The organism is Kitasatospora purpeofusca (genome assembly GCF_042691725.1).
Taxonomy (GTDB): domain Bacteria; phylum Actinomycetota; class Actinomycetes; order Streptomycetales; family Streptomycetaceae; genus Kitasatospora; species Kitasatospora purpeofusca_B.
Genome location: NZ_CP170483.1, coordinates 6202297 through 6227926 on the forward strand (window position 1 = coordinate 6202297; position 25630 = coordinate 6227926).

Sequence of the window (25630 nt, forward strand, 5' to 3'; positions counted from 1 at the left end):
GAGGACGGGGCCCCTTCCCGTGTCACGGGCGGCGCAGGGCGGCGCGCAGCCGGGCGTCCGGGAGGGCGGCGGGGCCGTTCATGGCGACGGCGGTGAGCAGTTCGCGCTCGTCGTCGTCGGTGAGCCCGTGCTGGCGCGGCGGGCGGACCTCGCGGAGCACCTCCTGGCCGACCGGCGAGGCCCAGTGGGTGTAGGGGTAGACGTCGATCCGGGCCATCAGCAGGGTGCCCGAGGTGAGCACCAGCGGCAGCGAGAACCAGGCCAGCGGGGTCAGCGCGTCACCGTCCACCAGGCCGCCGACGACCAGGGCGACGGCCAGCATCACCAGCGACAGCAGCAGCGCCTGCCGGACCTGCCGGACCACCAGTACGGTGTGCCGCTGGACGGCGGCCGGGGTGGCCAGCCCGGCCAGGGAGAGCCGGCTGCCGATCTCCAGCACGGTCGGGTGGGCGGCCATCGCCGCCCGCAGGTCCTCGGTGCGGCACTGGCCCTCGGGGCCGACGGTGGCGACCACCGCGCGTTCCAGCCGGCTGCGCCCGCGCGGGTCGACGATGGTGGTCCAGCCGGTGTGGGCGAGGTGCAGCCGGCCCCGGGAGGCCATCAGGACGAGGGCGAGCTCGACGACCCGGTCCGGACCGCCGGCCAGGTAGGCCGTCTCGTACAGCCCGATGCCGACCGCCTCGGGCGGCCGCTGGCCTTCCTGACCGGAGAGCGCGTCGGCGGCGGCGGTCATCCGGACCAGCCGGATGCAGGAGAGCACCGCGGCGACGCAGGCCGGGAGCAGGAAGAGCAACCACATGGGGTTGTTGTAGTCCCGGCCGCGCCGCACGCGGAACGTCTTCCCGGAGCGCGATACCGAACTGTGACGTCCGGCGGGTCCATCGGTCCCGGGTGATCAGGAACCGCAGCCTCCGCCGCCGCAGCTGGATCCGCAGCTGGAGGACGAGGAGGACCCGCAGCCGGAGGAGCCCGAGGAGCAGCTGGAGCCGGAGGACGAGGAGCCGCCGCAGCCGCTGCTCCCGCCGCAGCTCGAACCGGAGGAACCGGAGTCGGAGGAACCGGAGTCGGAGGACGAGCCGCACCAGACCGCCGGGCTGCTGCCGCAGCCGCTGCCGGAGCCGCCGGTGGAGCCGGTCGAGCCGGTGGCGGACGAGGAGGCGGAGTAGCCGGTCGCCCTGGCCGCCTGGTCGGCGGCCGCCGTGGCGAGCAGGGCCTGCTGCAGCTCCGCGTCGGCGAACTCGGCGGCGCCGACGGCGGCCAGGCCGCCGAGCGCGATCGCGCCGAGCACGGCGGCGTCGGCCCTCCGGGCCCCGTTGCGGGGCGTCCACGGCTTGCCGTCGTCCACCAGCCCGAGCTGGCGGCGCCCGGCCGGGGTCATCCGCCCCCGGGGCGGGCGGATCGCCAGCAGGGAGAGCAGGCCGAAGACGAGCAGTACCGGCGGGATCCACAGGGCGGGGTGCTCCCCGCCGGGCTCGTCGGAGTCGAGCAGGTGGGCGGCGGCGGTGACGACCGCCGTGAGCAGCAGCGCGAACCAGATGGCCCGGCGCGCCGTGCGCGCCCGGCGCAACCGGGCGGGGTTGCGCATCAGGCCCCGGTCGGCGAGCGTGTCGCCGATCGCCTGGACGCTCGGCGAGCGCATCACGGCGATCCGCAGCGGGCCGAGGTCCCGGCTGCGGGACGGGCCGATCGCGTCGACGATCTCGCGCTCGACCTTGTCGTACGGCTTGTCGGTGGTCAGGGTGACCAGACCGGCCCGGCTGACCACGACGTGGCCGGCCCGGTGCATCCGGACCAGGGCGGTGTCGAAGACCCGGCCGGGGCCGCCGGCCAGGAAGGCGGCGTCGAGCAGCGGGATGCCGCGGCCGGGCAGCCCCTTGGGGTTGGGGACGCGCAGCGCGGCCAGCCGGGCCTGCGAGGCCCGGACCACGGCGGCGGCCAGCAGGGCGGCGGGGATCAGGTAGTAGGCGTTGTGCCACATGGGCGGTTCCCCCGGGTGGTGAGACGTGGTCGGGCGGTGCTCAGGGTGTGTGCCGGACGCCGCTCAGGCGTCGCGGCGGCCGGGCCGCAGGGCGCGCCGCAGGCGGGCGAGCGGGCCCGGCGCGTGTTCCGGGGCCGGATCGAGCCACTGCCCCAGCGACCGGCGGGCGGCGGCGTCCAGCCCTTCGCCCTCGGCGAGCGCCCAGACGGCGAAGGCCCGGGCGTCGGCGCGGTAGCCGCCGCTCTGCGGGTGGCTGCGGGCGTAGGCGAGGAACAGCGGGCCGTACCGGGTGCCGAGCAGGCGGGGCAGGTCCGGGGCGACCTTGGCGGCGGTGTCGCGACGCTTGGCGGCCAGGCCGGCGGCCTGCGCGCGCACCTGCGCGGGGTCGAAGCCGGGCGGCACCGGGCCGCCGGCCACCAGGGCGGTGAGCAGGGCGCTCTGCCGGGCGGCGAGCCGGGCGCGGGCGGCGTCGGTGTGGGCGTCGGGGCCGGTGTCGGTGTCGGGGGCGGAACCGGTGAGGGCGTCGGTCATCGCGCACCGCCGCCGTCCAGCACCCGCCGGATGGCGTCGAGCTCGGCGGCCAGCTCGGCCGGCGGCGGGAACGCGGCGTCGCGCTCCAGCAGCACCCCGGGCGGGGCGATCCGGGCGCACAGCTCGGCCAGCACCTCCAGCACCGGCTCGGTGACCGGGTGGGCGTGGGTGTCGTGCCAGACGCCGTCGACCATGGTGCCGCCCGCGACGTGCACGTAGGCGAGCGCCTCCAGTGGCAGGCGGTCCAGCTCGGCGGCCGGGTCGACGCCGAGGTTGACCCGGTTGGTGTGCAGGTTGGCGACGTCGACCAGCAGCCGCACGCCGGTCCGCTCGACCAGCTCGGCGAGGAACTGGCCCTCGGTCAGCTCGTCGTCCGGCCAGGCCAGCTGGGCGGCGATGTTCTCCAGGGCGAGCGGCACCGGCAGCTGGTCCTGGGCGATCCGGACGTTCTCGGCGATCACCCGCAGGGCGTCGCGCGAGCGCGGCACCGGCAGCAGGTGGCCGGCCTCCAGGCCGCCGGCCCGGACGAACGCCAGGTGCTCGGTGACCAGCGGGGAGCCGAGCGCCCCGGCGGTCTCGGCGAGCCGGGCGAGGCGGGCCGGGTCGGGCCGGTCGGCGCCGCCGAGGCCGAGCCCGACGCCGTGCGGGACCACGGTGAGGCCGCGGTCGCGCAGGATCCGCAGGGACTCCGGGAGGTGGCCGGCGCAGACGTTCTCGGCGACCACCTCGACCCAGTCCAGGCCGGGCTGCCGTTCGACCACGGTGTCGATCTCGCTGCGCCAGCCGAGGCCGACGCCGAGCCGGCGCGCGGTGCCGGTGGTGCCGGTGCTGCCGGTGGTGGCGGTGATGCCCAGGTGCAGGGCGGGAGAGGTCATCGGTGCGCCCCCTTCGGAGGGCCGGGTGGGAAGGCCGTCGGTCGGCGCGGGCGTCGTCGCCAGGGCCGCCGGGCGGTGTTGCTGAGCATGTCCCCGGGCGGTGAGGCTGCCAAGCCTCGCCCGGTCATCTCAGAGCATTACTTGAGCTTGGCGTTGCGTCAATGAGCGGCCGGTGATCCGGGGCCGTGGCATCACCGCAGGTGGGGCCGGTCCCGACCGGAAAAACCGGGGGCGGGCGGGCCCCCTGTGGAGCTACCGTGACATCCCTATGACACCTCTGACGATTCGTGACTTCCGCCCCGAGGACGCCGACGCCGTCGCGGCGGCCCACCGGGCCGGGCGCGAGCACCTGGTCCAGACCCCCGAGATGTTCGTCTGGCTGAACGCCCGCCGGGCGAAGGGCGCCCACTACCGCACCTTCGTCGCCGAGCTGGACGGCCGGGTGGTCGGCACCGTGCGCTGCGGAGTGGTGACGGGCACCACCACGGTCGGCATCGGCCACGCCAACGGCAGCGTGCTGCCCGCGTACCGCGGGCGCGGGGTCTTCACCGCCCTGCTGGCCGCCGCCGAGCGGCACCTGGCCGGACACGGCGTCGTCGAACTGCACAGCTGGGTGGACGACGAACCCGGCTCGTGCGCCTTCGCCGAGGCCCGCGGCTTCACCGCCGGCCGGACCGCCCACTTCGCCGCCCGGGACCTCACCGCGCCGCTGCCGCCGGCCCCGCCGCTGCCGGCCGGCGTCCGACTGCGCCCGGCGAGCGACTTCGCGGCCGACCCGTACCCGGTCTTCGAGATCGAGGCGGACGCGGCGCTGGACGAGCCGGGCGAGATCGTGATGGACGCCGCCGAGTACGAGCAGTGGCTGGCGGCGGAGTGGAACCGCCCGGATCTGGACCGGGAGCTGACCGTGGTCGCCGTGGCCGACGGTGTGCCGGCCGCGTTCAGCGCCGTCAGCACGGACGGTGCGCAGCGCTACTGGTCGGCTTTCACCGCCTGCCGCCGGGCGCACCGCGGGTGCGGGCTGGCCAAGCTCGCCAAGTGGGAGTCGCTGCGCCGCGCCCGGGCCGCCGGACTGCGGTACGCCTACACCTCCAACGACGCCACCAACGCGCCGATGCTCGCGATCAACGATTGGCTGGGCTACCGGCGCTGCGCGAGCGAACGGAAGTTCATCAAGCGTCTGGACGCCTGAGCCCCCGGCCGAATCCGGTGACGGAACGTGACAGCCGTTCCGCCGGACGGGTGATTTCGGGGCGTTTCCCGGCGTGGCAGCCGGGAGGGAGGCGGGGGAGGGAGTTCCCGGCGCCTCACGGGGCATCACCTCCGCGCAGACTGTTCGTGCCCGAGTGTTCGCGCGGGGGTGCCATGGAGATCCTGCTCCAGATCCTGGTCGGGTTCGTCCCGGCCGTGATCGGCTTTCTCGCCGCCCGCTCGATCGCCCGCACCCGGCTCTTCCTGCGCTACGGCTTCCTGAGAGTGCTGCTCGGGCCGTACGGCCGGGTGCAGATCGTCACCCCGAGCATCGAGGTCGCCGAGTTCGCCTACGCCAAGGACGGCTGCCGGCTCACCAGCCGGGGGCCGCGGAACGTGCTCTTCATGCCGATGGCCGAGGCGCGCGCGATCGCCCAGCTCATCGACCTGCTGCGGAAGATCAACCGCAAGGCCACCATCGAGCTGGTCACCGCCGGTGCGCAGGACCCGCGGATGCCGACCTTCTCGATCGGCGGGCCGAGCGTCAACGCCTACTCGGCGGGCGTCCTGGCGGCCGGCTTCCCGGACTTCCGGCTGGAGCACCCGCAGGCGGCCCGGGCCCGCTGGGGCGGGATGACCTTCGAGGCGCAGTACAACGCGGCCGACGAACTCGTCCGCGACCACGGCTTCGTGTTCGTCACCCGCACCTCCCGGCAGGCGCCCTGCGTGGTGCTCTGCGGGGTGTTCGCGTTCGGCTCGGCGATGGCGGTGGAGGCGCTGGCGGCCGCCGGGCGGCAGTCCCCGCTGGCCGCGCTGTTCCGCTCGGGGGAGAAGGGGTTCGTCGCCGTCGAGGGCCGGGTGATCGGGCTGGACACGGTGGACGTGACCGTCGAGGTCTGCCGCGTCCTGCCCGCAGGGTGAGCGCACGGGGGCAGGATCCGGCCGCCGAGGACGGGGGCAAACAGGACAGTCCGGGAGTCTCCGGGGCAGGAAGTGGCCGGATTCATCAGGCTTTTGCTCCACTACCGTCACATCATCGGCATAATCGCGGCCATGACGATCAACCGTGCGAACGTGAGCGCGATTGCCGAGGACCTGTACGTCTGGCTCCCGCCGAAGCGCGGCTGGGGCCTGGCCAACTGCGGACTGCTCGCCGGGCCGCGCACGGCGCTGTGGATCGACACGCCCTACGACCCCTCGCTCGCCGCCGAGTTCCTCGCCGAGAGCCGCAAGCGGCTGGCCGACGGCGTCACCGTCGACCGGATCGTCGTCACCCACGCCAACGGCGACCACCTCTGGGGCGCGGGCGTCCTGCCCGACGCCGAGGTGATCGCCACCCGCGAGGCGCTGGAGCACATCCACTGGGAGCCGACGCCCCAGCAGACCCAGGGCCTGGTCACCGGCAGCGACCCGCACTCGCCGCTCGGCGGCTACCTCCGCCGCCACTTCGGGCAGTTCGACTGGTCGCGGACCGAGCCGGTCCACCCGGACACCGTCTTCCACGGCGAGCTGGAGCTGCGGGTGGGGGAGTACCCGGTGCAGATCACCGGCCTGCCCTCGGCCCACACCGGCGGCGACCTCATCGTCCACCTCCCGCACCAGCGCGCGGTGTTCACCGGTGACGTGATCTTCGGCTCGACCGCCGCGCAGCCCGGCGACCACCCCTCGCACTGGGCCGGCCCGCTGGAGAACATCGTCGCCGCCTGCGAGCGGATCCTGGCCACCGGCGCCGAGATCATCGTCCCCGGCCACGGCCCGGTGCTCGACCGGCCCGGGGTCCGGGAGCACATCGCCTACCTCGGCTACGTCCGCGAGCGCGCGCACGCCCTGCACCGGGCCGGCCTGCCCGCCCTGGACGCCGCCCGCCGGATCATCGCCGAGCGGCGCTACCCCGAACTCGGCCTGCCCGAGCGGCTGGTGCTCACCGTCGCCGCCGAGTACCGGCACCTGGACGGCACCGGGGTGCCGAACATCCTGGAGGCGATGAGCCAGGTGGCCCTGGTCGCCCGGGAGCTGGACGAGGACGCCGAACGGCGCGCGCCCCGCTCCCGCGCGGCCGGCGACGTGGCCTGAGCCGGCTGCCCGCCCCGTCCTCTCGCACCGCCTCGCACCGCCCGCCCCAAGTCCGTTCTTCGTACAAGGAAACTCCGAGGACGTCGATGACGCAGCTGCTGGTCCCGGCCCTGGCGCTGATCGCGCTCGCCGCGCTCGTCGTGGCCGGCCGGCTGGCCCGCGGCCGCTCCCGCGCGCTCGCCGGGGCCGCCGCCGCCGAGGCCTCCACCCGCCTGGCCGAGGAACGCGCCGAGGTCGCCGAGGGCCGGGCCGGCCGGGCCGAGCAGCAGGCACACGAGGCCCGGGACGAGGCGCACCGCTCGGCGGAGCAGGCCCGCGCCGCGGCCGATCGCGCGCTGGCCGCCGAGGACCGCGCCCGGCGGGCGGAGCAGCGGGCGGCCGAGGACGGGCAGCGCGCCGACGGTGCCGAGCAGGCCGCCGCGGCGGCCGAAGGGCGCACCGCCGCCCTGCTGGCCGAGATCGGCCACCTCGCCACCGAACGCGTGGCCGCCGCCGCCCTGCGCCTGAGCCACCCCAACGCCCCGATCGCCGGACCGCTCGACGCCGCCGCCGTCGGCCCGGACGCCGTGCAGGCCCTGCAGGCCGTCCTGGACGCCGCCGCGGCCGCCGTCACCGACGAGCGCGAGCGGGTCGACGCCGCCGCCCGCTCCGCGATGCGCGGCGCCACGTCCAAGATCCAGACCCTGCTCTACCAGATCCAGAGCCTGGTCCAGCAGCTCCAGCACGACAACGACGACCCCCGGCTGCTGGAGGTGGACTTCCGCAACGAGGTCGCGCTGCGCCGGATCCAGACCGTCGCCGTGCTCTGCGAGGCCTGGCCGGGCCTGGCCCGCACCGACTCCCCGCTCGCCGAGGTCGTGGTCGGCGCGCTCTCCCGGGTGCCCGGCTACGCCCGCATCAAGGTGGCCAACCACCTGCGCGAGGGCCGGCTCGCCGTGGTCGCCCGGGCCGCCGAGCCGGTGGCCATCGCCATCGCCGAGCTGCTCGCCAACGCCACCGCCTACTCGCACCCGGAGACGGACGTCCCGGTCACCGTCCAGCAGGGCGGCCGGGGCGCGCTGGTGATCGTCGACGACAGCGGCATCGGCATGGAGGAGGACCAGCTGCGCCGGGCCCGCCGGCTGCTGGCCGGACCGCCCGAGGTGCTCCTCACCGAGCTGGGCAACCCGCCGAAGACCGGGTTCGCGGTGGTCGGCAAGCTGGCCCGGCAGTACGGCTTCACCTGCCACGTCGAGCCCTCCCCGTACGGGGGCATGCGCGCGCTGGTCCGGATCCCGGCCGGGCTGCTGACCATGGTGGACGAGGAGCAGCCGCTCTCGGTGCTCACCCCGCTGCCGCTGCGCGCCGGACCGGCGCCCGCCGCGCCGCCCGCCCCCGGCCCGGCGGGCGGTCGCGGCCGCGAGGGCGTCCCGGCCATCCGCGTCGTGCCGCCGGTGCCGGACACGCCCGACGTGCCGGAGGCGCCCGAGCCGTCGGACGCGCCGCCGGTGCACGCCCTCCCGCCGGTGCGCGCGGTACCGGACGGCCCCGACCCGGCGGACGACGGCACCGGCCTGCCCAGCCGCCGCCGGCGCCGGCCGCTGGCGCCGACCCCGCAGGCCGCCCCCGCCGGAACCCCGGAGCAGGCCGCCGCCCGGCCGGTGCGGACGCCCGAGCAGGCCGCCGCCCGCTGGCAGGCGCTCCAGCAGGGCACCGGCTCCGGCCGCGCCGCCGTCGCCGATGCCGATGCCGAAACCGAAACCGAGGCCGTCGGCACCCGTACCGACCCCGCCCCGGAGGCCGACACCCCGGCCGACACCCCGGCCGGCCCCGTCCCCAGCCCCCACCCCCCGTCCCCCGCGGCGACCGGCCCCACCGGCGCCGACCGGGCGGCCCCGCCCCGCCCCGACGCCGCCCGCACCGGCGTCGGCCCCACGGACGCGTCCGGCCGCCGCACCACCCAGACCCCCTGAGGAGCCGCGCTGTGAGCAGCACGCCCAGCCCCACCAGCACCACGCCCAGCCCGTCCGACACCGACGGCATCGCCTGGGTGCTGACCCCGCTCCTGGACCTGCCGGGCGTCGTGCACGCGGTGATCGCCACCGGTGACGGCCTGGTCGAGGCCGCCTCGGACGGCCTCGCCCGCGCCTGCGCCGAGCGGGTCGCCGCGATGACCGCCACCGTGCACGCCGCCGCCCGGGCGTTCACCACCGCTTTCACCGACACCGAGCAGCCCCGGCTGGCGCAGACCGTGGTCGAGTCCGACCTGGGCTTCGCCGTCGTCGTCCCGGCCGGCGAGAACACCTCGCTCGCGGTGTTCACCACGCCCGACGCCCAGCTCGGCAACGTCGCCTACCAGATGCAGGTCCAGGTCGCCGCCCTGGGCCGGGCACTGGCGAGCCCGGCCAGGCGGCAGGACGCCCCCGCGCGGTCATGACCCCCACCTCCCGCAGGCGGATGGTGCCCGCCTACCTGGCCACCGGCGGACGGACCCGCCCGGGCGGCGACGGCTTCGAACGGCTCACCGTGCTGTTCGCGACCGGCGCCGAGCGGCCGTCGGCGCTCGCGGAGCTGGAGGCGGAGCACCGACGGCTCTGGGACCTCTTACGACCCGGCGCGCTCACCGTGGTGGAGGCCGCCGCGCACCTGCGGCTGCCGGTCAGCGCCACGGTCTTCCTCGCGGCCGACCTGGTCGAGGCGGGCTGCCTGCACGCCCGCGCGCCGATCCCCCGCGCCCAGCAGACCGACCGCTCCCTCGTCGAGAGGCTCCTCGTTGGACTCCGCACTCTCCGGTAATCCGCCCGGTCCGCGGCGGCCGGACCGGGTGGGCTACCTGCCCGACCCCGAACAGACGCTGATGAAGCTGGTGGTCGCCGGCCCGTTCGGCGTCGGCAAGACCACCTTCATCCGCACCCTCTCGGAGATCCCGACCCTGCACACCGAGGAGGCGATGACCGAGACCGGGGCCCCCGTCGACGACGTCGCCGGCCTGCCCGGCAAGACCACCACCACGGTGGCGGTCGACTTCGGCCGGCTCACCCTGCCCGGCGAGCTGGTGCTCTACATGTTCGGCACCCCCGGCCAGCGGCGGTTCTTCCCGCTCTGGCAGGACATCGCGCGCGGCGCCATCGGCGCCCTCGTCCTCGCGGACACCCGCCGGCTCGCCGACTCCTTCGAGATCATGGACATGGTCGAGGAGCAGGGGCTGCCCTACGCGGTCGCCGTCAACCGCTTCCCCGACTCGCCGATCCACCCGGCCGCGGTGCTGCGCAGCCACCTCGACCTGCACCCGAGCACCCCGCTGGTGCTCTGCGACGCCCGGGAGCGCGGCTCCAGCCTGGACGCCCTGATCGCGCTCACCGAGCACGTCCTGCACGGCCTCCCCGCCGCCCCGGAGCAACCATGACCACCACCTCCGCGCACCCCCCGACCGCGCCGGTCGCGCTGCACGGCCCGGCCTTCGCCGCCGACCCGCAGGCCGTCTACCGGCAGCTGCGCCGCCAGGGCCCGGTCGCCGAGGTCGAGATCGCGCCCGGCGTCGGGGCCCTGCTGGTCACCGACTACCAGGCCGCCCTCGACCTGCTGCGCGACACCGACACCTTCTCCAAGGACTCCCGCGCCTGGCAGCGGACCGTCCCGCCGGACTCCCCGCTGCTGCCGGTGCTCGGCTACCGGCCGACCGCGCTGTTCAGCGACGGCGCGACGCACGCCCGCTACCGGCAGGTGATCACCGACGGCCTGGCGCTGCTGGAGCCGCACCAGTTGCAGCGCCGGGTCGCCGAGGTCGCCCACCGGCTGATCGACGCCTTCGGGGAGAGCGGCTCCGCCGACCTGATCGCCGACTACGCCCGCCGGCTGCCCGTCGACGTCCTCACCACCGGTTTCGGCGTGCCCGAGGAGCACCGCGAGCGGCTGGTGGCCGGCATCGTCGGCTCGATCGAGTCCACCCGGCACGCGGTGGCCGCGTACACGGACCTCGTCGAGGTGGTCACCGGGATGGTCGCCGAGCGCCGCGAGCGCCCCCGGCACGACCTGACCTCGTGGTTCCTCACCCACCCGGCGGGACTGGACAACGACGAGGTGGTCCGGCAGATCACCCTCACCATGATCGCGGGCAACGAGCCGACCACCAACCTCATCGGCAACGCCCTGCTGCGCCTGCTCACCGACGCCCGCTACGCCGGTTCGCTGTTCGGCGGGGCGATGACGGCGCACCAGGCGATCGACGAGGTGCTGTGGCACGAGCCGCCGCTGGCCAACCTCTCCGCCCACTACCCGCGCGTCGACGTCACCCTCCACGGCCGCGCGATCCCGGCGGGCTCGCTGGTCCTGGTCTCCTACGCGGCCGCCAACTCCCAGGCCGCCCCGCCCGCCGCCACCGCGGACACCGCCGAGCTGCGCAGCGGCGAGTCCGCCCACCTGGCCTGGGCGGCAGGACCGCACGCCTGCCCGGCCCGCGACCCGGCCCTGCTGATCGCGATCACCGCGATCGAGCAGCTGACCAGCCGGATCGGCGACCTCGAACTCGCCGAGCCCGCCGACGCCCTGCGCTGGCGCCCCGGCCCCTTCCACCGCGCCCTGGTCCGCCTCCCGGTCCGCTTCACCCCGGTCGCCGGATGACACGAGCAGGCCCGGACACCCTCGGGTGCCCGGGCCTGCTCGTACTCCGCGCTACTTTGCCGGCTTCAGCGTGAGCGAGACCGAGTTGATGCAGTACCTCTGGTCGGTCGGCGTGCCGTAGCCCTCGCCCTCGAAGACGTGGCCCAGGTGGCCGCCGCAGCGGGCGCAGCGGACCTCGACCCGGCGCATGCCGAGCGAGGTGTCCTCGATGTACTGGACGCGGTCCCCGGCCAGCGGCGCGTAGTAGGACGGCCAGCCGCAGTGGCTGTCGAACTTGGTCTCCGAGCTGAACAGCTCGGCGCCGCAGGCGCGGCAGCCGTAGACGCCGACCGTCTTGGTGTCGGTGTACTCGCCGGTGAACGGGCGCTCGGTGCCGGCCTCCCGCAGGACGTGGTACTCCTCGGGGGAGAGCTCGGCGCGCCACTCGGCGTCGGTCTTCTCGATCTCGTAGCTCATGACAGCTCCAGGTCGCGACGGGTCCGGGACTCGTCCGGGGACTCAGACGTTGGTGGCAACGCTGGTGAGGCGCTCCAGGCCCCTCTCCAAGTGTTCCAGGATGGCCGCACCCAGGTTGGTGACGTCGCCCGCGCCCATGGTGAGCAGCAGGTCGCCCGGGCGGGCCAGGCCGGCCAGCACCGCGGGGGCGGCGGCGAAGTCGTGCTCGGCGGTCACCTCGGCGCCGGCCCGCAGGGCGGCGTCGATGATCAGCTCGCTGGTGATGCCGGGGATCGGGTCCTCGCGGGCCGGGTAGATGTCGAGCACCACCGAGGCGTCGGCGAGCGCCAGCGCGGCGCCCATCTCCTCGGCGAGCTGCTGGGTGCGGCTGAACAGGTGCGGCTGGAAGACCACCAGGACGCGGCCGGTGGTGGCCTCCCGGATCGCCTCCAGGTCGGCGGTCATCTCGGTCGGGTGGTGGGCGTAGGAGTCGATCACCTGGACGCCGCCCGCCTCGCCCTTGAGCTGGAGCCGGCGGCGCACCCCGGTGTAGGCGCCGAGCGCCTTGGCGAGGTCGGCGGCCGGGACGCCCAGCGCGACGCCGGCGGCCAGCGCGGCGACCGCGTTGTGGGCGTAGTGCCGGCCGGGCACCGAGACGGTGAAGGCCAGCTCGGCACCGTCCAGCAGCACGGTGACCTCGCTGGTCATGCCGTGCGGGACGACCGACAGGACGCGCAGGTCGGCGTCCTCGGCGGCGCCGACGGTGACCACGTTCAGGTCGGTGCGGCCGGCCACCCGGGCGGTCAGCTCGCGGGCGCCCTCGTGGTCGGCGGAGACGACCAGGGTGCCGCCGGGCACGATCCGGCCGACGAAGGTCTCGAAGGACTCGTGGATCTCGTCGATCGAGGCGTAGTTGGCGTGGTGGTCCAGCTCCACGTTGAGCACGATCGCCACCTCGGGCGCGTACTTGTGGAAGCTGCGGTCGCTCTCGTCGGCCTCGGCGACGAAGATCTCGCCGGTGCCGTGGTGGGCGTTGGAGCCGGGCGCGTCGAGGTCGCCGCCGATCGCGTAGGACGGGTCCAGGCCCAGCTCGCCGAGGGCGACGGCGAGCATGCTGGTGGTGGTGGTCTTGCCGTGGGTGCCGGCCACGGCCAGCGCCCGGCGCCCGCCCATCAGCGCGGCCAGCGCATCGGAGCGGTGGACGACCGGGATGCCGCGCTCGCGGGCCGCGGCCAGCTCCGGGTTGTCGGCGCGGATGGCGCTGGAGACGACGATGCTGCTCGCGCCCTGCGGCACGTGCTCGGCGGCGTGCCCGATGTGCACGCCGGCACCGAGGGCGCGCAGCGCGCGGACGGTCTCGGACTCCTTGGCGTCGCTGCCGGAGACGCTGGCCCCGCGCACCGCGAGGATCTTCGCCAGGCCGGACATCCCGGCGCCGCCGATGCCGATGAAGTGCGGGGCGTGCAGGTCGTGCGCGGCGTCGTTCAAGGCGGGGCTCCGTACGGGCGGGGATCAGGGAGGGGCGGACGACGTGCGAATCGTCCTCGCGGCCGGACCGCAAGGACGATTCTGCACCACGTCGGGGTTTCGTCAGGAGTCGCTGGCGAACAGTCGCAGCACCGGGACGCCCACCTTGTGACGGGCCTGGGAGGCCCAGTCGCGGTGGAAGAACTCCTCCACGAAGTGCGGGGAGGTGAGCACCACCACCTCGTCGGCCTGGTGCTCCTCGACCACGGCGCGCAGCCGCTCCAGCGGCGAGTCCTCGACCAGCTCGCCGACCGCCTCGGCGCCGGCCCGCCGCAGGTGGCGCAGGCTGTGCTCCAGCGACTCGGTGGCGACCGTCGGCCCGCTCTCGGACTCGTCGTGCTCGCGCACCACCTTGTCGAGGTGGCCGAGGGCGACGTCGTCCAGCGCCCGCAGCAGCTCGTCCTGCTTGCCGCGCGGCTGCATCAGGACGACGAAGGACACCTTCTCCTCGCTGTGCAGCGTGGTGACCAGCTCCACGTCCGCGTCGGAGAGTGCCTTTTCGATCATCAGTACCGTCTTGAACACGTGAGTCCCTTCCAGTCGCCGGCCCCCGGGCTCCGGCTTCGCATCCCATACTGCCCGGCGGAAGCTTTCCGCACGCTCCCCACCCGGCACACGGGCCACGCGCAGGAGGCCCCAGATGCGAGCGGGATCACGCTCCGGAGGTCACGGGGTGGGCGGACGCAGGTAGCGGGTGAAGAGGAATCCTTTCTGCTCTATCAATGAGACCAGCCGCATCCGCTGCACGTCAGGCATTTGCGCATCATGGAGGATGCGCGGCGCGTCGCCGCCCGTGAGCAGCGGTGCCAGCGACAGGCACAGCTCGTCCAGCAGGTCCTCGGCGGCCAGCTGCCCCAGCAGCCGGGGCCCGCCCTCGGTCAGCAACCGCGTCCAGCCCCGCTCGGCCAGCGCCGCGACCGCGGCCCGCAGGTCCACCGCGCCCCGGCCGACCGCGATCACGTCGGCCACCTCGGCCACCGCCGCCAGGGCGCGCACCGGCGCGTCCTCGGTGGTGATCACCACGGTGCGCACCAGCGGCTCGGTGAACAGCGGCGCCGCGAGGTCCAGCCCGAGCGAGCGGCTGACGATCGCGATCGCGGGCGCCGGCGCCTGCCCGGCCGCCCGGCGCGCCTCGGCGAAGTCGGCCCGCGCCCGGGCCGGCCGGTACCCCTCGGCCCGCACCGTCTCGGCACCCACCAGCACCACGTCCGACAGCGCCCGCAGCACACCGAAGATCCGCTTGTCGGCGTCGCCGGAGAGCCCCTCGGAGAGCCCGGCCAGCCGGGCCCCGCCGTCCAGCCCCGCCACCATGTTGGCGCGCAGCCAGGGGCGCCCCTGGTTCACCTGCTCGGGGTACGCGTAGACGGCGGCCAGCGCCTCCAGCGAGCCGGGATCGTCGAAGGTCTCCGCCACCGGGCTGATCAGCTGTTGCATGCCCCCAGTGTTGCAGTGACCCGCCCGCTCGCCTCAAGGGCGGGAGTTCCACCGGGTGCACGTCCCGGGGCCCGCCGGACCAGGCGTACCCTTAATCACCGTGCCCGCAGCTTCCCGCCCCGCCACCGCGACCGAGCCGATAGCCGCCGCGAGCGCCCCCGGCTCACCGATCGCCCTCACCTCCCGGCGCCCCGTCGTCCCCGCCGAGCGCCTGGTCGCCGAGATGGTGCCGCCGCCGCGCTTCTCCGACGTGAGCTTCGGGACGTACATCCCGGACCAGGCCCAGCCCAGCCAGTACGAGGCCGTGCAGGTCCTGGAGGAGTTCGCCGGCACGCTCAACAGCGGAAACGGTTCCGCGCCCAGGCGCAGCTGGTTCCGCCGCGGCGCCCCGGCCCCGGTCGGCCCGGCCGGCATCTACCTGGACGGCGGCTACGGCGTCGGCAAGACCCACCTGCTCGCCTCGCTCTGGCACGCCGCCCCCGGCCCCAAGGCCTTCGGCACCTTCGTCGAGCTGACCAACCTGGTCGGCGCGCTCGGCTTCCAGCAGGCCGTGCAGACCCTGTCCGGGCACAAGCTGCTCTGCATCGACGAGTTCGAGCTCGACGACCCGGGCGACACCGTCCTGGTCTCCACCCTGCTCGGCCGCCTGGTGGAGAACGGCGTCAAGCTCTGCGCCACCTCCAACACCCTGCCCGAGAAGCTCGGCGAGGGCCGCTTCGCCGCCGCCGACTTCCTCCGCGAGATCCAGGGCCTGTCCGCGCACTTCCGCCCGATGCGGATCGACGGCCAGGACTACCGCCACCGCGGCCTGCCGGACGCCCCGCCGCCCTACCCGGCCGCCGAGGTCGACGCCGTCGCCGCCCGTACCCCGGGCGCCTCCCTCGACGACTTCGACGCCCTGCTCGCCCACCTCGCCGCCGTCCACCCCAGCCGCTACGGCGCCCTGCTGGACGACGTCACCGCCGTCTGCCTGCGCGGCGTGCACCGGGTCGACGACCAGTCCACCGCCCTGCGCCTGGTCGTCCTCGCCGACCGGATGTACGACCGCGAACTCCCCGTCACCGCCTCCGGCCTCCCCTTCGACCAGGTCTTCCCCGAGGAGATGCTCCGCGGCGGCTACCGCAAGAAGTACCTCCGCGCCGTCTCCCGCCTCGTCGCCCTCGCCCGGGACAGCGCCAGGAGCTGAGGGCGTGACCCGCGCCCCGGTCGGGCGTTGCTCCCTGCGGCAGGGGTCGCGAGAGGGGAGAACATGACCGGGGAACGGGCTTTCGGCCACGAGGAGCGATGAGCAGCGGCCACCACACCCGCTGGGTCGTGCCGCCGGAGCACCGGGAGACCGAGGAGTACCGGGCGGCGGGCCGGCGGGGGAGCCCGCCATCAGGTTCGAGGCTCACGCGGCCTGAGCGATCGGTCCTCGGTTGTCGGTGGTGGGTCGTACGGTGGAGGCGTGCGACCCATCACGAGTATTGAGCGGTCAGAGACGCCCTTCGAGGTCGTCAGTCCCTACCAGCCCAACGGTGACCAGCCGGCGGCGATCGCGGAGCTGGAGCGGCGGATCCGGGGCGGGGAGAAGGACGTCGTCCTGCTCGGCGCCACCGGTACCGGCAAGTCGGCCACCACGGCCTGGATGATCGAGAAGCTGCAGCGGCCCACCCTGGTGATGGCGCCGAACAAGACGCTGGCCGCGCAGCTGGCCAACGAGTTCCGCGAACTGCTGCCGAACAACGCGGTCGAGTACTTCGTCTCGTACTACGACTACTACCAGCCCGAGGCGTACGTCCCGCAGACGGACACCTACATCGAGAAGGACTCCTCGATCAACGAGGAGGTCGAGCGGCTGCGCCACTCGGCGACCAACTCGCTGCTCACCCGCCGGGACGTGGTCGTGGTCGCGTCCGTCTCCTGCATCTACGGCCTCGGCACGCCGCAGGAGTACGTGGACCGGATGGTGCAGCTGAAGGTCGGCGAGGAGATCGACCGGGACGTCCTGCTCCGGCGCTTCGTCGACATCCAGTACACCCGCAACGACCTCGCCTTCACCCGCGGCACCTTCCGGGTGCGCGGCGACACCATCGAGATCTTCCCGGTCTACGAGGAACTGGCCGTCCGGATCGAGATGTTCGGCGACGAGATCGAGGCGCTGTACACGCTGCACCCGCTCACCGGCGAGATCATCAGCCAGGACGAGGCCATCCACGTCTTCCCGGCCACGCACTACGTGGCGGGCCCGGAGCGGATGGAGCGCGCGGTCAACGACATCGAGAAGGAGCTGGAGGAGACCCTCGCCCGGATGGAGAAGCAGGGCAAGCTGCTGGAGGCCCAGCGGCTGCGCATGCGCACCACCTACGACCTCGAGATGCTCCGCCAGATCGGCACCTGCTCCGGCGTGGAGAACTACTCGATGCACTTCGACGGCCGCGAGCCCGGCTCCCCGCCGAACACCCTGCTCGACTACTTCCCGGAGGACTTCCTCCTGGTGATCGACGAGTCGCACGTCACCGTCCCGCAGATCGGCGCGATGTACGAGGGCGACGCCTCGCGCAAGCGCACCCTGGTGGAGCACGGCTTCCGGCTGCCGTCGGCGATGGACAACCGCCCGCTGAAGTGGGAGGAGTTCCTGGGGCGGATCGGCCAGACCGTCTACCTGTCGGCGACCCCGGGCGCGTACGAGCTGTCGCGGGGCGACGGCCAGGTCGAGCAGATCATCCGCCCGACCGGCCTGATCGACCCCGAGGTGATCGTCAAGCCGACCGAGGGCCAGATCGACGACCTGGTGCACGAGGTCCGCAAGCGGGTGGAGAAGGACGAACGCGTCCTGGTCACCACGCTCACCAAGAAGATGGCCGAGGACCTCACCGACTACATGCTCGGCCTGGACATCCGGGTCCGGTACCTGCACAGCGACATCGACACGCTGCGCCGCGTCGAGCTGCTGCGCGAGCTGCGGGCCGGCGAGTACGACGTGCTGGTCGGCATCAACCTGCTCCGCGAGGGCCTGGACCTCCCGGAGGTCTCCCTGGTGGCGATCCTGGACGCGGACAAGGAGGGCTTCCTGCGCTCCGGCACCTCGCTGATCCAGACCATCGGCCGCGCCGCCCGCAACGTCTCGGGCCAGGTCCACATGTACGCGGACCGGATCACCCCGGCGATGGAGAAGGCGATCGAGGAGACCAACCGCCGCCGGGAGGTGCAGCGGGCGTACAACAAGAAGCACGGGATCGACCCGCAGCCGCTGCGCAAGAAGATCGGCGACATCCTGGACACCCTCGCCCGCGAGGACGTGGACACCGGCGAGCTGCTGTCCACGGGTTACCGCGGCGGGGGCGGCGCGAAGGGCGGCAAGGCCCCGGTGCCGGCGCTCGGCGCCGAGCGCAAGCCGGCGAAGTCGCTGCCGGCGGCCGAGCTGGCCGAGCTGATCCAGTCGATGACCGAGCGGATGCACGCCGCCGCGGTCGACCTCCAGTTCGAGGTGGCGGCCCGGCTGCGCGACGAGGTCAAGGAGCTGAAGAAGGAGCTGCGGCAGATGCGCGAGGCCGGTATCGCGTAGCGGGCCCCGGCGCCTCCGAGGCAGCCTCCCCGCCGGGCGTGGCCGGTTCGGTTTCCGGTCAAGCCCGGCGGTGTCTCAGCCCTGCCACAAAGGGGTAGAGGGCGGGCAGCGCGTTCGACCGCAGGGCCTAGGCTGGCTTGCGGCGTGCCGCCCGGGAGCGGGCGGCCGGAAGAGGGGGCCTCAGCCGGGGGACGGCAACGGGGTGTCCACCGTGGAGCCGGCGCGGGGTTCCCGCGCGGCCGGGCAGAGAGGACATGCGCCGTGTCGGTGAACCTTGCCAAGGGCCAGCGGGTCAGCCTGCAGAAGGGGCCGGGGGAGACCCTCACCGTGGTCCGGATGGGCCTGGGCTGGAAGGCGGCGCCCCGGCGGGGCCTGTTCGGCAGCCGGACCCGGCAGATCGACCTGGACGCCTCGGCGCTGCTGTACGCCGGGCGGACCCCGTCGGACGTGGTGTTCTTCCAGCACCTGGAGAGCTCCGACGGCTCCGTGCGGCACACCGGGGACAACCTGGTGGGCGGGTCCGGCGCGGGGGAGGACGACGAGTCGATCCTGGTGGACCTGGTGCACGTGCCGCCGCAGATCACCCAGGTGGTGTTCACGGTCAGCTCGTACACCGGGCAGACCTTCGCCGAGGTGCGGAACGCGCACTGCCGGCTGGTGGACGAGTCGACCGGGCTGGAGCTGGCCCGCTACGAGCTGACCGGCGGCGGCCCGCACACCGGCCAGATCATGGCGAAGGTGTTCCGGGACGGCAACGGCGGCTGGGAGATGCAGGCGATCGGCGCCCCGGCCAAGGGGCGGACCTTCCAGGACCTGCTGCCGGCCATCGAGCCGCACCTGTAGCGGAGTCCTGACGGGTCTTTACCTTCTTTACCTTTCCTTGGTGATGCTGTTACCCTTCTTGGCAGCGGAGGGGAGTATTCCCACGCAGCCGTCCCCGTCATCACGGGCACCCGTCGCGGTGCCCCGGGGCGCTGGTCCGCGGGTGCGCCGGTGCGCGCCCGACGGGCGGAAGAGACCTCCGGCAGTGACGATGACTGTCTCGCCTACCTGCCGGAGGAGCAGTAGTGGACGTTTCCGTAAGCCTTTGGGTCGGCACCATCGTGGTGCTGGTGGCCCTGGTCGTGGCCGATTTCTTCATCGGCGGCCGCAAGCCGCACGAGGTGTCGATCAAGGAAGCCGGCATCTGGACCACGGTCTGGGTCGTGCTCGCGGCGATCTTCGGCGGTTTCCTCTGGTGGCACTCCGGCGCGACGCCGGCCGGTGAGTTCTTCGCCGGCTACATCACCGAGAAGTCGCTCAGCGTCGACAACCTCTTCGTGTTCATCCTGATCATGGGCAAGTTCGCGGTGCCGAGGATCTACCAGCAGCGCGTGCTGATGTTCGGTGTGATCATCGCCCTGGTGCTGCGCGCGGTCTTCATCGCCGGCGGCGCCGCGCTGGTCGCCCAGTTCTCCTGGGTGTTCTTCATCTTCGGCGGCTTCCTGATCTGGACGGCGTGGAAGCTGATCAAGGAGGCGCGGGCCGACGAGGAGGACGAGGAGTTCGAGGAGAACCGCCTCCTCAAGTCGATCGAGAAGCGCTTCCCGTCGACCGACAAGTACCACGGCACCAAGCTCTTCATCCGGGAGAACGGCCGCCGGCTGATGACCCCGATGCTGATCGTCATGCTGGCGATCGGCACCACCGACGTCCTGTTCGCGCTGGACTCGATCCCGGCGATCTTCGGCCTGACCCAGGACCCGTACATCGTCTTCACCGCCAACGCCTTCGCCCTCATGGGCCTGCGCCAGCTGTACTTCCTGATCGGCGGCCTGCTGAAGAAGCTGGTCCACCTCTCGTACGGCCTGTCGGTGATCCTCGGCTTCATCGGCGTGAAGCTGGTGCTGCACGCGCTGCACGAGCAGGGCGTCCACGTGCCGGAGATCGGCATCCCGTTCTCGCTGGGCTTCATCGTGGTCGTCCTCGCCGTCACCACCGTGACCAGCCTGATGGCCTCCAAGCGGGCGGCCCTGGCCGAGCGGGACGAGCCGCAGAAGCTGGACGCCTGACGCACCACCCCTCCCGAACCGGGCGGGCCCGCGACCGAGCAGTGGTCGCGGGCCGCCCCGTTCGCGTCCGGCCGCTACCAGCCGCGCTCGCGCCACTCGGCCAGCTGCGGGCGCTCGGCGCCGAGGGTGGTGTCGTTGCCGTGGCCGGGGTAGACCCAGGCCTCGTCCGGCAGGACGTCGAAGATCTTCTCGTTGACGTCCCGGAAGAGGCTCGCGAAGGCCTCCCTGTCGCCCCAGGTGTTGCCGACCCCGCCGGGGAACAGGCAGTCGCCGGTGAACACGTGCGGGTGGCCCTGCGGGTCGTCGTAGACCAGCACGATCGCCCCGGGCGTGTGGCCGACCAGGTGCCGGACGGTCAGCGCGCAGCGGCCCACCGCGAGGGTGTCGCCGTCCGCGAGCGGCAGCGCGGTGGGGACGTCGATGCCCTCCGCGTCGTGCTCGCCGGCCGCGGTGCGCGCGCCGGTGGCGGCGACCACCTCGGCCAGCGCGCCCCAGTGGTCGCGGTGCCGGTGCGTGGTGACGACGGTGGCCAGGTTCTCGCCGACCGACTCCAGCAGCACCGGCGCGTCCGCCGCCGCGTCGATCAGCAGCTGCTCGTCGGTGTCGCGGCAGCGCAGCAGGTAGGCGTTGTTGTCGTAGGGGCCGACCGCCACCTTGGTGATGATCAGGTGCGCCAGCTCGCGCACGTCCGGCGGCCCGCCGACCTTGACCGCTCCGTGGTACGTCATCCGTCCGCTCCTTGTCGGGCTACAGGTTCACGGTCATCCTCGCGCCTGGCGGGCCGCTCAGCCCAGCGGGGGGAGGGTGGGCAGGGGGGTGTCGGGGGTGCGGCGCAGGCCGTCGCCGTCGGCGCGGCCGGAGAGCCAGGCCAGCAGGGCGCGGACGGGGCCCTCGACGGCCAGGGCGGGGGCGCCGGTGCCGATCACGGCGCGCTCGGCGGTGTCGTCGGCGAACAGTTCGACGGCGGGCAGGTCGGCGCCGGACAGCTTGCCGGCGAGGCGGCGGAACTCGGCGGAGGCGAACTCCGCGGGCCAGTGCGCCGGGGTGTAGCCGGCGTCCAGGTCGACGTGGTGGTACTCGACCTCCATCAGCCGCCTCCAGGGGATCTCGCGGGCCGGGAAGCGGTAGCCGCTGCGGTGGCGGACCTCGGCGGCCCAGGCCGCGGCGGGCAGCAGGGCGGCGGCCGCGGCGAAGCGACCGCCACTGGCGCGCAGGTCGGCGAGCTGGACCTCCGCCGGGCGGGGCGCGCCCTCCTCGATGCCCCGGTCGCGGGCCTCCTCGCTCGGGTACTGCGGGATGTCGGTGCCGGTGCGGGCGCCGTCCAGCAGGTTGACCAGGGAGTCGGCGTTGCGGGCGAGGTGGGCCAGGACGTGGCCGCGGGTCCAGCCGGGCAGGGCGGAGGGCTCGGCGACGGCCTCGGGCGCGAGCTCGGCGACGGTGTGCAGCAGGTGCCGGGTGCCCTCCTCGACCAGCGCGAGGTAGCGCGCGGCGGTGGCGGAGGCGGCGGTGGAGGCGGCGCTGGACTGCGGCTCGGTGATCGGCTCGGTGATCGGATCGGTCATCGGATCGGCCTTCCGTGGGGGACGGTGCGTTGCCCGCACGGGGCTCCGCTCGTTGAAGGAGTGACGTCCGGACGACGCTACCGCCGTTTCCCGGCGCTGAGCAGGGGCTTTTGCGGGCCGTACGTCAAGGCTTCGCAGGCCTTCCTCACTCGTTCGGGTGGACCCGGCTGGACGTGGTCGTTAATCGAACGCCTGAGCTAGTAGGCTGACTGCCGCATCCTGGAAGAAGCACAGTTTCGTTCCCCAGCCCTCTCGCCCCGGAGAAAGGCGCCAGAAGCAGTGGCCGACCGCCTCATCGTCCGCGGTGCTCGCGAGCACAACCTCAAGAACGTCTCGCTCGACCTGCCCCGCGACTCCCTCATCGTCTTCACGGGCCTCTCCGGCTCCGGCAAGTCCTCGCTCGCCTTCGACACCATCTTCGCCGAGGGCCAGCGCCGCTACGTCGAGTCGCTGTCGTCCTACGCCCGCCAGTTCCTCGGCCAGATGGACAAGCCCGACGTGGACTTCATCGAGGGCCTCTCCCCGGCCGTCTCGATCGACCAGAAGTCCACCAACCGCAACCCGCGGTCGACCGTCGGCACCATCACCGAGGTCTACGACTACCTCCGCCTGCTGTTCGCCCGGATCGGCAAGCCGCACTGCCCGCACTGCGGCCGCCCGATCGCCAAGCAGTCCCCGCAGGCCATCGTCGACAAGGTGCTCGAACTCGCCGAGGGCACCCGCTTCCAGGTGCTCAGCCCGGTGGTGCGCGAGCGCAAGGGCGAGTTCGTCGACCTCTTCGCCGACCTCCAGTCCAAGGGCTACGCCCGCGCCCGGGTGGACGGCGAGACGATCCAGCTCGCCGAGCCGCCCAAGCTGAAGAAGCAGGAGAAGCACACCGTCGAGGTGGTGATCGACCGCCTCACCGTCAAGGAGGGCGCCAAGCGCCGCCTGACCGACTCGGTGGAGACCGCCCTGCGGCTCAGCGGCGGCATGGTCGTGCTCGACTTCGTCGACCTTCCCGAGGACGACCCCGAGCGCGAGCGGATGTACTCCGAGCACCTCTACTGCCCCTACGACGACGTGTCGTTCGAGGAGCTGGAGCCGCGCTCGTTCTCCTTCAACTCGCCGTTCGGCGCCTGCCCGGACTGCTCCGGCCTCGGCAACCGGATGGAGGTGGACCCGGAGCTGGTGGTGCCCGACGAGGAGCGCTCGCTGGACGAGGGCGCCATCCACCCGTGGTCCGGCGGCCACACCAAGGAGTACTTCCAGCGGCTGATCGACGCCCTCGCCGGCGAGCTGGGCTTCCGCACCGACATCCCCTGGGCGGGGCTGCCGGCCCGCGCCAAGAAGGCGCTGCTGTACGGGCACAAGCACCAGGTGCAGGTCCGCTACCGCAACCGCTACGGGCGCGACCGCTCCTACAGCACCGGCTTCGAGGGCGCGGTGCCGTTCATCCAGCGCCGCCACCAGGAGGCCGAGAGCGACTCCAGCCGCGAGCGCTTCGAGGGCTACATGCGCGAGGTGCCCTGCCCGACCTGCCGGGGCACCCGGCTCAAGCCGGTGGTGCTCGCGGTCACCGTCGAGGGCCGGTCGATCGCCGACGTCTCCTCGATGTCGATCAGCGACTGCTCGGACTTCCTCGGCGCGATGAAGCTGAACGCCCGGGACAAGCAGATCGCCGAGCGCGTCCTCAAGGAGGTCAACGAGCGGCTGCGCTTCCTGGTCGACGTCGGCCTGGACTACCTCTCGCTCGACCGCGCGGCCGGCACCCTCTCCGGCGGCGAGGCCCAGCGCATCCGGCTCGCCACCCAGATCGGCTCCGGCCTGGTCGGCGTGCTCTACGTGCTGGACGAGCCGTCCATCGGCCTGCACCAGCGCGACAACCACCGGCTGATCGAGACCCTCGTCCGGCTGCGCGACATCGGCAACACGCTGATCGTCGTCGAGCACGACGAGGACACCATCAAGATGGCCGACTGGGTGGTCGACATCGGCCCCGGCGCCGGCGAGCACGGCGGCAGGGTGGTGCACTCCGGCTCGCTGAAGCAGCTGCTCGCCAACAAGGAGTCGCTGACCGGCCAGTACCTCTCCGGCAAGCGCGCCATCCCGATCCCGGACGCCCGCCGCGCACGGGACCGCAAGCGCCAGCTCACCGTGCACGGCGCCCGCGAGCACAACCTCAAGGACGTCACGGTCGGCTTCCCGCTCGGGACCTTCACCGCGATCACCGGCGTCTCCGGCTCGGGCAAGTCCACCCTGGTCAACGACATCCTCTACACCCACCTCGCCCGGGAGCTGAACGGCGCCCGCACGGTGCCCGGCCGGCACACCCGGATCACCGGGACCGAGCTGGTGGACAAGGTGGTGCACGTCGACCAGTCGCCGATCGGCCGCACCCCGCGCTCCAACCCGGCCACCTACACCGGCGTGTTCGACCACGTCCGGCGGCTGTTCGCGGAGACCCAGGAGGCCAAGGTCCGCGGCTACCTGCCCGGCCGGTTCTCCTTCAACGTCAAGGGCGGCCGCTGCGAGAACTGCTCCGGCGACGGCACCATCAAGATCGAGATGAACTTCCTGCCGGACGTCTACGTGCCGTGCGAGGTCTGCCACGGCGCCCGGTACAACCGGGAGACGCTGGAGGTCCACTTCAAGGGCAAGTCCATCGCCGAGGTGCTGGACATGCCGATCGAGGAGGCGCTCGGCTTCTTCGAGGCCGTCCCGGCGATCGCCCGCCACCTGCGGACGCTCAACGACGTCGGCCTCGGCTACGTCCGGCTCGGCCAGTCCGCGCCGACCCTCTCCGGCGGCGAGGCCCAGCGCGTCAAGCTCGCCTCCGAGCTGCAGAAGCGCTCCACCGGCCGGACCGTCTACGTGCTGGACGAGCCCACCACCGGTCTGCACTTCGAGGACATCAGCAAGCTGATCAAGGTGCTCACCGGCCTGGTGGACAAGGGCAACACGGTCATCGTCATCGAGCACAACCTCGACGTCATCAAGACCGCCGACTGGATCGTCGACATGGGCCCCGAGGGCGGCTCCGGCGGCGGCACCGTGGTCGCCGAGGGCACCCCCGAGGAGATCGCCGCCGTCCCGGAGAGCCACACCGGCAAGTTCCTGCGCGACATCCTGCCCGGCGACTTCGCCGACGCGCCGGTCACCCCGGCCAAGGCGAAGGCCCCGGCCAAGCGCGCCGCGAAGACCGCCACGGCGAAGACCGCCACGGCGAAGACCGCCGCCAAGGCCCCGGCCAAGCGCGCCACGGCGGCGCGCAAGTAGCGCCGGCGCCCTCACACCGCCCGCCCCCGGCACACCCGGGGGCGGGCGGTGTGAGCACGCATAGACTTCCGGGCGGCCCGCAGCCCGCGGCCACCGTGCGACCAGGAGTGAACGACATGTCCGAGGCCCCCGAAGGCGCCGCCCCCACCCGCCGCACCCTGCTCTGCGGAGCCGCGGCCGTCCTCGCCGCCGGCGGCACCCTCGCCGTCTCCGGCTGCTCCTCGTCCTCCTCCGACTCCGGCTCCGCCGCCAAGACCCCGGTCGACGTCGGCCCCGCCTCCGCCGTCCCGGTCGGCGGCGGCACCGTCTACCGCGAGAAGAAGATCGTCGTCACCCAGCCCACCGAGGGCCAGTACAAGGCGTTCAGCGCCAAGTGCACCCACGCCGGCTGCATCGTCGACCAGGTCAAGAACCAGAAGATCCAATGCCCCTGTCACGGCAGCCTGTTCGGCATCACCGACGGCGCCGTGCTGGACGGCCCGGCCCCGACCCCGCTGCCCGAGTACACCGTGGCGGTCGAGGGCGGCAACCTCAAGGTGACCCCGCGCTGAAGCAGTTGATCTCCCGCA

General features: G+C 73.5%; 22 protein-coding genes and 1 pseudogene. 14 read left to right on the top strand and 9 right to left on the bottom strand.

Translation table 11 applies throughout. The annotated features are described in order from the left end of the window. Window positions 1-22 precede the first annotated feature (22 nt). The 3 genes and pseudogenes from ACFCLZ_RS26725 to ACFCLZ_RS26735 all read right to left on the bottom strand — a co-directional run bounded on the left by ACFCLZ_RS26725 (window position 23) and on the right by ACFCLZ_RS26735 (window position 3384). Window positions 23-799, bottom strand: a complete 777-nt coding sequence (locus tag ACFCLZ_RS26725) for a TIGR04222 domain-containing membrane protein (RefSeq protein WP_380279989.1) — start codon at window positions 797-799, stop codon at window positions 23-25. Between the two features lie 96 nt (window positions 800-895). Further along, a complete protein-coding gene (locus ACFCLZ_RS26730) occupies window positions 896-1978 on the bottom strand; it encodes a TIGR04222 domain-containing membrane protein (RefSeq protein WP_380279991.1) in 1083 nt (360 codons plus the stop codon). Between the two features lie 63 nt (window positions 1979-2041). Then, window positions 2042-3384, bottom strand: a pseudogene (locus ACFCLZ_RS26735) (DUF692 domain-containing protein). 268 nt (window positions 3385-3652) lie between these two features. Between ACFCLZ_RS26735 and ACFCLZ_RS26740 the strand changes: the two are divergent. The 8 genes from ACFCLZ_RS26740 to ACFCLZ_RS26775 all read left to right on the top strand — a co-directional run bounded on the left by ACFCLZ_RS26740 (window position 3653) and on the right by ACFCLZ_RS26775 (window position 11247). Then, the gene (locus ACFCLZ_RS26740; RefSeq protein WP_380279993.1) at window positions 3653-4576 is read left to right on the top strand and encodes a GNAT family N-acetyltransferase; all 924 of its coding nucleotides are present in this window, start codon (window positions 3653-3655) and stop codon (window positions 4574-4576) included. Between the two features lie 173 nt (window positions 4577-4749). Further along, on the top strand, window positions 4750-5496 hold the full coding sequence (locus ACFCLZ_RS26745; protein WP_380279995.1) for a hypothetical protein: 747 nt from the start codon (window positions 4750-4752) through the stop codon (window positions 5494-5496). 132 nt (window positions 5497-5628) lie between these two features. Further along, window positions 5629-6648: an MBL fold metallo-hydrolase gene (locus ACFCLZ_RS26750; protein WP_380279996.1), complete on the top strand. Its 1020-nt coding sequence runs from the start codon at window positions 5629-5631 to the stop codon at window positions 6646-6648. A gap of 86 nt (window positions 6649-6734) precedes the next feature. Beyond that, window positions 6735-8600: an ATP-binding protein gene (locus tag ACFCLZ_RS26755; RefSeq protein WP_380279998.1), complete on the top strand. Its 1866-nt coding sequence runs from the start codon at window positions 6735-6737 to the stop codon at window positions 8598-8600. 11 nt (window positions 8601-8611) lie between these two features. Next, window positions 8612-9064 (top strand): roadblock/LC7 domain-containing protein, encoded by a 453-nt coding sequence (locus ACFCLZ_RS26760; RefSeq protein WP_380280000.1) that lies wholly within the window; start codon window positions 8612-8614, stop codon window positions 9062-9064. Next, complete coding sequence (locus ACFCLZ_RS26765) at window positions 9061-9423, top strand: DUF742 domain-containing protein (RefSeq protein WP_380280002.1); 363 nt, start codon at window positions 9061-9063, stop codon at window positions 9421-9423. The genes ACFCLZ_RS26760 and ACFCLZ_RS26765 overlap by 4 nt, the downstream gene beginning before the upstream one ends. Before the next feature lie 61 nt (window positions 9424-9484). Next, the gene (locus tag ACFCLZ_RS26770) at window positions 9485-10033 is read left to right on the top strand and encodes an ATP/GTP-binding protein (protein WP_380286294.1); all 549 of its coding nucleotides are present in this window, start codon (window positions 9485-9487) and stop codon (window positions 10031-10033) included. Next, window positions 10030-11247 (top strand): cytochrome P450, encoded by a 1218-nt coding sequence (locus tag ACFCLZ_RS26775; RefSeq protein ID WP_380280003.1) that lies wholly within the window; start codon window positions 10030-10032, stop codon window positions 11245-11247. Before ACFCLZ_RS26770 ends, ACFCLZ_RS26775 begins: the two co-directional genes overlap by 4 nt. A 51-nt stretch (window positions 11248-11298) precedes the next feature. On the opposite strand, the gene msrB is transcribed toward ACFCLZ_RS26775, so the two are convergent. From msrB to ACFCLZ_RS26795, 4 genes are all read right to left on the bottom strand, one after another. After that, complete coding sequence (gene msrB / locus ACFCLZ_RS26780; RefSeq protein WP_380280004.1) at window positions 11299-11703, bottom strand: peptide-methionine (R)-S-oxide reductase MsrB; 405 nt, start codon at window positions 11701-11703, stop codon at window positions 11299-11301. A gap of 42 nt (window positions 11704-11745) precedes the next feature. Continuing rightward, window positions 11746-13149 (bottom strand): UDP-N-acetylmuramate--L-alanine ligase, encoded by a 1404-nt coding sequence (murC, locus tag ACFCLZ_RS26785; RefSeq protein WP_380286295.1) that lies wholly within the window; start codon window positions 13147-13149, stop codon window positions 11746-11748. Between the two features lie 123 nt (window positions 13150-13272). Next, window positions 13273-13734 carry an indole-3-glycerol phosphate synthase gene (locus tag ACFCLZ_RS26790; RefSeq protein ID WP_380280006.1) on the bottom strand — a complete coding sequence of 154 codons (462 nt, stop codon included), beginning with the start codon at window positions 13732-13734 and terminating at the stop codon, window positions 13273-13275. Between the two features lie 141 nt (window positions 13735-13875). Next, entirely contained in the window at window positions 13876-14643 is a 768-nt protein-coding gene (locus ACFCLZ_RS26795; RefSeq protein ID WP_380280007.1) for a pyrimidine reductase family protein, read from the bottom strand. Window positions 14644-14743: 100 nt separating this feature from the next. On the opposite strand from ACFCLZ_RS26795, the gene zapE reads away from it, so the two are divergent. The 4 genes from zapE to ACFCLZ_RS26815 all read left to right on the top strand — a co-directional run bounded on the left by zapE (window position 14744) and on the right by ACFCLZ_RS26815 (window position 20241). Further along, complete coding sequence (zapE, locus tag ACFCLZ_RS26800; RefSeq protein ID WP_380280009.1) at window positions 14744-15829, top strand: cell division protein ZapE; 1086 nt, start codon at window positions 14744-14746, stop codon at window positions 15827-15829. Between the two features lie 261 nt (window positions 15830-16090). Next, window positions 16091-18190 carry an excinuclease ABC subunit UvrB gene (gene uvrB, locus ACFCLZ_RS26805; protein ID WP_380280011.1) on the top strand — a complete coding sequence of 700 codons (2100 nt, stop codon included), beginning with the start codon at window positions 16091-16093 and terminating at the stop codon, window positions 18188-18190. 261 nt (window positions 18191-18451) lie between these two features. Further along, window positions 18452-19033 (top strand): TerD family protein, encoded by a 582-nt coding sequence (locus ACFCLZ_RS26810; protein ID WP_380280013.1) that lies wholly within the window; start codon window positions 18452-18454, stop codon window positions 19031-19033. Window positions 19034-19257: 224 nt separating this feature from the next. Further along, on the top strand, window positions 19258-20241 hold the full coding sequence (locus ACFCLZ_RS26815; RefSeq protein WP_380280015.1) for a TerC family protein: 984 nt from the start codon (window positions 19258-19260) through the stop codon (window positions 20239-20241). A gap of 74 nt (window positions 20242-20315) precedes the next feature. On the opposite strand, the gene ACFCLZ_RS26820 is transcribed toward ACFCLZ_RS26815, so the two are convergent. Both ACFCLZ_RS26820 and ACFCLZ_RS26825 read right to left on the bottom strand, forming a co-directional pair. Continuing rightward, complete coding sequence (locus ACFCLZ_RS26820) at window positions 20316-20969, bottom strand: MBL fold metallo-hydrolase (RefSeq protein WP_380280017.1); 654 nt, start codon at window positions 20967-20969, stop codon at window positions 20316-20318. Between the two features lie 57 nt (window positions 20970-21026). Further along, on the bottom strand, window positions 21027-21803 hold the full coding sequence (locus ACFCLZ_RS26825; protein WP_380280019.1) for a maleylpyruvate isomerase family mycothiol-dependent enzyme: 777 nt from the start codon (window positions 21801-21803) through the stop codon (window positions 21027-21029). A gap of 279 nt (window positions 21804-22082) precedes the next feature. On the opposite strand from ACFCLZ_RS26825, the gene uvrA reads away from it, so the two are divergent. Together uvrA and ACFCLZ_RS26835 are read left to right on the top strand one after the other, a co-directional pair. Next, window positions 22083-25061, top strand: coding sequence for an excinuclease ABC subunit UvrA (uvrA, locus tag ACFCLZ_RS26830; protein WP_380280021.1), 2979 nt, complete (start codon window positions 22083-22085; stop codon window positions 25059-25061). Between the two features lie 116 nt (window positions 25062-25177). After that, the gene (locus tag ACFCLZ_RS26835; RefSeq protein ID WP_380280023.1) at window positions 25178-25612 is read left to right on the top strand and encodes a Rieske (2Fe-2S) protein; all 435 of its coding nucleotides are present in this window, start codon (window positions 25178-25180) and stop codon (window positions 25610-25612) included. The last annotated feature ends 18 nt before the right edge of the window (window positions 25613-25630 follow it).